Genomic DNA, 5,753 nt, shown 5'->3' on the forward strand with positions numbered 1-5,753 from the left:
GCGGCGAGGCCTTCAGCCTCGCCGCCCCTTCTTTTGTCTGGGGTGTGGATCAGGCCAGCATGCCGACCGGATTTTCCAGATGGCTGACGATGGCTTCCAGCAGCTGGGCCCCCAGCGCACCATCGATGACGCGGTGATCGACCGACAGCGTCATTGACATGACGTTGCGCACGACGACCTCACCTTTCTCGACGACAGGCGCCTGGATACCCGCACCGACGGCCAGAATCGCGCCATGGGGCGGGTTGATGACGGCATCGAAGTTCTCGATCCCGAACATGCCCAGGTTGCTGATGGCAAAGCTTCCGCCCTGGTATTCATGCGGGGCCAGCTTCTTGGACTTGGCCCGACCCGCCAGGTCCTTCATCTGGGCCGACAGCGCCGACAGCGTCTTCTGATGGGCATCGCGCAGGACGGGTGTGAAGAGCCCCCCCTCGACCGCGACGGCGACGGCGACATCCGAGGGCTTCAGCTTGAGGATACGGTCGCCGGCCCAGACGGCATTCGCGTCCGGCACCTGCTGCAATGCCAGGGCGCACGCCTTGATGACGAAGTCGTTGACCGACAGCTTGATGCCGCGGCTTTCCAGCTGCTTGTTCAGCGTTCCCCGGAACTCCATCAGCGCGTCCAGCTTGGCGGAACGGCGCAGATAGAAATGCGGGATCGTCTGCTTGGCCTCGCTGAGGCGCGCGGCGATGGTGCGGCGCATCCCGTCCAGCTGCACTTCGTCGGTTTCGCGATCGGCGAACATCTTGAGGACCGCCTCGGTCGACAGGCCCTTGGCAGGCTGCGGGGCCGAAGGCTCCTTGGCGGCGACGGCATGGGACAGGGGGGCCTTGTCGCCCGCATCGGCCTTGGCAGGGGCCGCGCCCGGCTGGGCGTTCTCCACATCTGCCTTGACGATCCGGCCGCGCGGTCCCGATCCCTTCAGTTGTGACAGGTCCAGCCCCTTGTCGGCCGCGATGCGGCGGGCCAGGGGCGAGGCAAAGACGCGTCCGCCCTTGTCCGCCTTGTCAGCCGTGCCGCCAGAGGAGGCTACGCCCTTGCTGCCGTCATCGCCCGCGACCGGCGCGCCGATCGGACCGCCATAGCCCTTTTCGGCTGGACCCGGTTCCTTGTGGGACTGCGCGCCACCGCCCGCCTGTTCCGCCTTGGGTGCGGGCGCGGCCTCGGCGGCCGAGGCATCCTCGCCTTCTTCCAGCAGAACGGCGATGGGAGTGTTGACCTTGACCCCCGCGCTGCCTTCGCTGATCAGGATCTTGCCGATCCGGCCTTCGTCCACGGCCTCGAACTCCATCGTGGCCTTGTCGGTCTCGATCTCGGCGATCACATCGCCGGACTTGACCTCGTCGCCTTCTTTCACCAGCCATTTGGCCAGCGTGCCTTCCTCCATCGTGGGGGACAGCGCGGGCATCAGGATTTCCGTGGGCATCGCACTGCCTCCCTTACTTGTAGGTGACTTTCTTCACGGCTTCGACGACCTCGGCGGGCGTGATCAGCGCGTGCTTTTCCAGATTGGCGGCATAAGGCATGGGAACGTCCTTGCCGGTGCAGTTGATCACCGGCGCATCCAGATAGTCGAACGCGTTCTCCATCACATAGGCCGAGATGTGGTTGCCGATGGACCCCACGGGGAAGCCTTCCTCGACCGTCACCAGACGGTTGGTCTTTTTCACCGACTCGATGATCGAGTTGTAGTCCAGAGGGCGCAGGGTGCGCAGGTCGATCACCTCGGCCTCGATCCCGTCCTTGGACAGCATGTCCGCAGCTTCCAGCGCATGGGCCATGCCGATGCCGAAGCTGACAATGGTCACGTCGCTACCTTGGCGGGCGATGCGGGCCTTGCCGAAGGGGATGGTGAAATCCTCGAGGTCCGGGACCTCGAAGCTGCGGCCATACAGGATCTCGTTTTCAAGGAAGATGACCGGGTTCGGGTCGCGGATGGCCTGCTTCATCAGACCTTTCGCGTCAGCCGCGCTGTAGGGCATCACGACCTTGAGACCGGGGATCGCCGCGAACCAAGCGGCATAATCCTGGCTGTGCTGCGCGCCCACGCGGGCGGCGGCGCCGTTCGGGCCCCGGAACACGATCGGGCAGCCCATCTGGCCGCCGGACATGTACAGGGTCTTGGCCGCCGAGTTGATGATGTGGTCCATCGCCTGCATGGCGAAGTTGAAGGTCATGAACTCCACGATCGGGCGCAGACCCGCCAGCGCCGCACCGGTGCCGATGCCGGCAAAGCCGATCTCGGAAATGGGGGTGTCCACGACGCGGCGGGGGCCGAACTTGTCCAGCAGGCCTTGGCTGATCTTGTAGGCGCCCTGGTATTCGCCAACCTCTTCACCCATCAGGAACACGGTTTCGTCGCGCTCCATCTCCTCGGCCATGGCCTCGCGCAGGGCTTCCCGCACGGTCATGGTCTTCATCTTGGTGCCCTCGGGATAGTCGGGGCTGCGGTCGGGCTCAGGGGTCTTGACCTCTTCGACGGCGGACTTGCCGGGCTGACCCTGGTCGTCCGGACCTTCCTTGGTCGAAGGCGCCTGCACCTGGGCGGGCTTGCTTTCGGTCGTCGCGTCATCGACCGACTCGCCTTCCTCGATCAGCACCGCGATGGGCGTGTTCACCGCGACGCCCTGGGTGCCTTCGGCGATCAGGATCCTGCCCATGACGCCTTCATCGACCGCTTCGAACTCCATCGTGGCCTTGTCGGTCTCGATCTCGGCGATGATGTCGCCGGACTTGACGGCGTCGCCTTCCTTCTTCAGCCATTTGGCCAGCGTGCCTTCCTCCATGGTCGGAGACAGGGCGGGCATCAGGATTTCGGTTGCCATGTTGATCTAACCCCCCTTCAGGCGTTCTCTTCCGCGCTGCCCTGGGGCAGTTCTGCGGCGTAAATGTCGGTCCACAGCTCGTCCAGCGCGGGCTCGGGGCTTTCCTTGGCGAATTCGGCGGAATCGTTGACGATGTCCTTGATTTCCTTGTCCAAGGCCTTCAGCTCCTCCTCGGACACGTGGCTGCCCTGCAGCAGCAGTTCACGCACGTTCTCGATCGGGTCGCGTTCGTCGCGCATCTTTTGGACCTCTTCGCGGGTCCGGTACTTGGCCGGGTCCGACATCGAGTGGCCGCGATAGCGATAGGTCATGACTTCAAGGATATAAGGACCCTTGCCTGCGCGGCAGTGGGCCACGGCCTTTTCGCCGGCGGCCTTGACGGCCAGCACATCCATGCCGTCCACCTGTTCGCCCGGAATGCCGAAGGCCTCGCCGCGACCGAAGAAGGTGGTGGACTTGGTCGAGCGCCGGACCGACGTTCCCATGGCATACTGGTTGTTCTCGATCACGAAGATGACCGGCAGGTCCCACAGTTCGGCCATGTTGTAGGTTTCATACACCTGGCCCTGGTTGGATGCCCCGTCGCCGAAATAGGTGAAGGTGACGTTGTCATTGCCCAGATACTTGTCGGCAAAGGCCAGGCCGGCGCCCAGAGGCACCTGCGCCGCCACGATGCCGTGACCGCCATAGAAATGCTTTTCGCGGCTGAACATGTGCATGCTGCCGCCCTTGCCCTTGGAATAGCCGCCTTCGCGGCCGGTCAATTCGGCCATGACGCCGCGGGCTTCCATGCCGCAAGCCAGCATGTGGCCGTGGTCGCGATAGCTGGTGATGCGCTTGTCGCCTTCCTTGGCGCAGGCCTCGAGGCCCACGACAACCGCTTCCTGGCCGATGTAAAGGTGGCAGAAACCGCCGATCAGGCCCATGCCGTAAAGCTGGCCCGCCTTTTCCTCGAAGCGTCGGATCAGCAGCATGTCACGGTAATATTTCAGCAGCTCGTCCTTCGAGACATTCGAAGGGACCTCTGCCTGAAGGCTGGGTTTCCTTGCCATGCGGCACATCCTCCTGGAAGCGTGGTCGGAATAGTTCAGCGTTAAACTAATCCGTAGCGCATCGGTTCAGGCCGTGCAATGCCGTCAGGACCGCTTGAGTTAGCGCAGGATGATCTCGTCCGGGCGCAGCAGGCCCAGCATTTCACGGGCCTGTTCATCCAGCAGGTCGAGGTCCAGATAATCGTCCGACAGGCGGCGCGTCAGGTTCTGCATCTGCGCAACCTCGTTCCGGAGCGCATCCCGTTGCGCCTCCAGTTCGGCCGTTTCGGCCTCTATCTGGATGCGGCGCAGGATACCTGATGGGCCCTGAACCGCCGCAAAGGCGAAATACAGCCCCAGCGCGCAGGTCAGGACAAAGAAGACGGTGGCGCCGATCGAGAGGCGTTGAGGCATGGGGAAGATCCTTTTGGCACCGATCATCATGCCACAGCGCAACCGGCGGGGGAATATGCCGGTCAGGCCCGTTCGCGGAAGATGGCTTCAATCTGCCGGGCCGAATCCTGCAGGCCCCATGGCGGGTTCAGCACCCACATTCCAGATCCGATCATCGAGTGGCCCGAACGGGCGGGGGGAAAGGCCACCTCGGACAGAAGGGCATCGGGAAATTCCGTCACCAAGGTAGCCGTCATGGCCAGATGCCGGCGATCGGTCAGGATCGGATACCACAGCATGATGACTCCCACGTTCCATTTGCGTGCGAGCAGCGCGATCTGCCTGGGGATGGCAGCATAGTCGGTCTTGACCTCGTAGCTGGGGTCGATCAGCAGCAGGCCCCGTCGCGGCGTGGGCGGACAGACCGCCTGCGCCATCTGGAACCCGTCGCGTGCGTGCAGCGTCGCAAAACCGGCCACCTGCCGAAGGGCCTGATGTTCGGCCGGGTGCAGTTCCGCCAGATGGGCGCGATCCTCGGGCCGCAGGAACTGGGCGGCAATGAGAGGCGAGCCGGGATATACCTGCGGTCCGCGACTGGCACGGATCCGCGCCAATGCCTGCATCAGGGGGTGGTCCGAGGAAAGCCAGCGCTGCGCCTCGGCGCGCATGATGCCCTGCGTGGCCTCTCCTGTCTTGACCGCCTCCGGGGCGCTCAGGTCGTAAAGACCACGCCCGGCATGCGTGTCGAGATAGGTGAGCGGCTTGTCCTTGCGGGTCAGATAATCCAGTGCCGATGCCAGCAGCGCGTGCTTGTGCAGATCGGCCAGATTTCCCGCGTGATAGGCATGTTGGTAACTGAGCATGGGCCTGCCATAGCCTGCCAGGATGCGGGGGAAAAGCCGTCAATCCGCTCGCTGTACCTCGGACCGGCTTTTCAGCACCTCGTCGCCATCCTCCTGCCGGATCAGATAGGCCGGTTCCTTCTTGCTGGCCGTCCGCTTGATCTTGCTGCCCTTGATCGTGCGCTCCACGTCATCGGTAAAGATCTCCGCGATCTTTCCGGTCGCTGTGCTGCCCGACCAATTCCACTGAACCTTTGTGCCTTTACGCAAAACCATGTGCCCTCCGACGCTGTGTCGAAGGGAATGCCCTGAGGCGGTCATGGTTCCGGCAATGTCGGCGGGGGAAGGAAAGCGCGGCGGCACCCAGGGAGGAGGAGGGGGTGCCGCCGCTGAACGCTGGCCCAGGGAGGAGGAGGGGCCGCGCATGGGGTGCGGTGTCAGCCAGGGAGGAGGAGGGCTTTCACCGCGAACGCCGGATCCGGGAGGGAGGAGGAGAGAACCCGGCGCATCGATTTGCCGCAGATGGGGCGGCTATGGGGAGCGCGGCGGCACCCAGGGAGGAGGAGGGGCCGCGCATAGGGTGCGGTGTCAACCAGGGAGGAGGAGGGCTTTCACCGCGAACGCCGGATCCGGGAGGGAGGAGGAGAGGACCCGGC

At 64.2% G+C, this 5,753-nt stretch carries 6 protein-coding genes; all 6 read right to left on the reverse strand.

The genetic code is table 11. The annotated features are described in order from the left end of the window. Window positions 1–49: 49 nt before the first annotated feature. Window positions 50–1,432: a pyruvate dehydrogenase complex dihydrolipoamide acetyltransferase gene (locus ACLHHB_RS08295; RefSeq protein WP_410217802.1), complete on the reverse strand. Its 1,383-nt coding sequence runs from the start codon at window positions 1,430–1,432 to the stop codon at window positions 50–52. 13 nt (window positions 1,433–1,445) lie between these two features. Continuing rightward, window positions 1,446–2,831 (reverse strand): pyruvate dehydrogenase complex E1 component subunit beta, encoded by a 1,386-nt coding sequence (locus ACLHHB_RS08300; RefSeq protein ID WP_410217803.1) that lies wholly within the window; start codon window positions 2,829–2,831, stop codon window positions 1,446–1,448. A gap of 17 nt (window positions 2,832–2,848) precedes the next feature. Beyond that, window positions 2,849–3,883 carry a pyruvate dehydrogenase (acetyl-transferring) E1 component subunit alpha gene (pdhA, locus tag ACLHHB_RS08305; protein ID WP_410217804.1) on the reverse strand — a complete coding sequence of 345 codons (1,035 nt, stop codon included), beginning with the start codon at window positions 3,881–3,883 and terminating at the stop codon, window positions 2,849–2,851. A gap of 99 nt (window positions 3,884–3,982) precedes the next feature. Then, window positions 3,983–4,276 (reverse strand): FtsB family cell division protein, encoded by a 294-nt coding sequence (locus ACLHHB_RS08310; RefSeq protein WP_410217805.1) that lies wholly within the window; start codon window positions 4,274–4,276, stop codon window positions 3,983–3,985. Between the two features lie 62 nt (window positions 4,277–4,338). Continuing rightward, window positions 4,339–5,118, reverse strand: a complete 780-nt coding sequence (locus ACLHHB_RS08315) for a 23S rRNA (adenine(2030)-N(6))-methyltransferase RlmJ (protein WP_410217806.1) — start codon at window positions 5,116–5,118, stop codon at window positions 4,339–4,341. A gap of 39 nt (window positions 5,119–5,157) precedes the next feature. Then, complete coding sequence (locus ACLHHB_RS08320) at window positions 5,158–5,373, reverse strand: DUF2945 domain-containing protein (protein WP_410217807.1); 216 nt, start codon at window positions 5,371–5,373, stop codon at window positions 5,158–5,160. Window positions 5,374–5,753 lie beyond the last annotated feature (380 nt).

The sequence above is a fragment of the Paracoccus sp. (in: a-proteobacteria) genome (genome assembly GCF_046462195.1).
Lineage (GTDB): Bacteria > Pseudomonadota > Alphaproteobacteria > Rhodobacterales > Rhodobacteraceae > Paracoccus.

Coding starts and splice junctions, on each gene's coding strand:
- ACLHHB_RS08315 (WP_410217806.1), bottom strand. CDS start 5,118: ATGCTCAGTTACCAACATGCCTATCACGCGGGAAATCTGGCCGATCTG.
- pdhA (WP_410217804.1), bottom strand. CDS start 3,883: ATGGCAAGGAAACCCAGCCTTCAGGCAGAGGTCCCTTCGAATGTCTCG.
- ACLHHB_RS08295 (WP_410217802.1), bottom strand. CDS start 1,432: ATGCCCACGGAAATCCTGATGCCCGCGCTGTCCCCCACGATGGAGGAA.
- ACLHHB_RS08320 (WP_410217807.1), bottom strand. CDS start 5,373: ATGGTTTTGCGTAAAGGCACAAAGGTTCAGTGGAATTGGTCGGGCAGC.
- ACLHHB_RS08310 (WP_410217805.1), bottom strand. CDS start 4,276: ATGCCTCAACGCCTCTCGATCGGCGCCACCGTCTTCTTTGTCCTGACC.
- ACLHHB_RS08300 (WP_410217803.1), bottom strand. CDS start 2,831: ATGGCAACCGAAATCCTGATGCCCGCCCTGTCTCCGACCATGGAGGAA.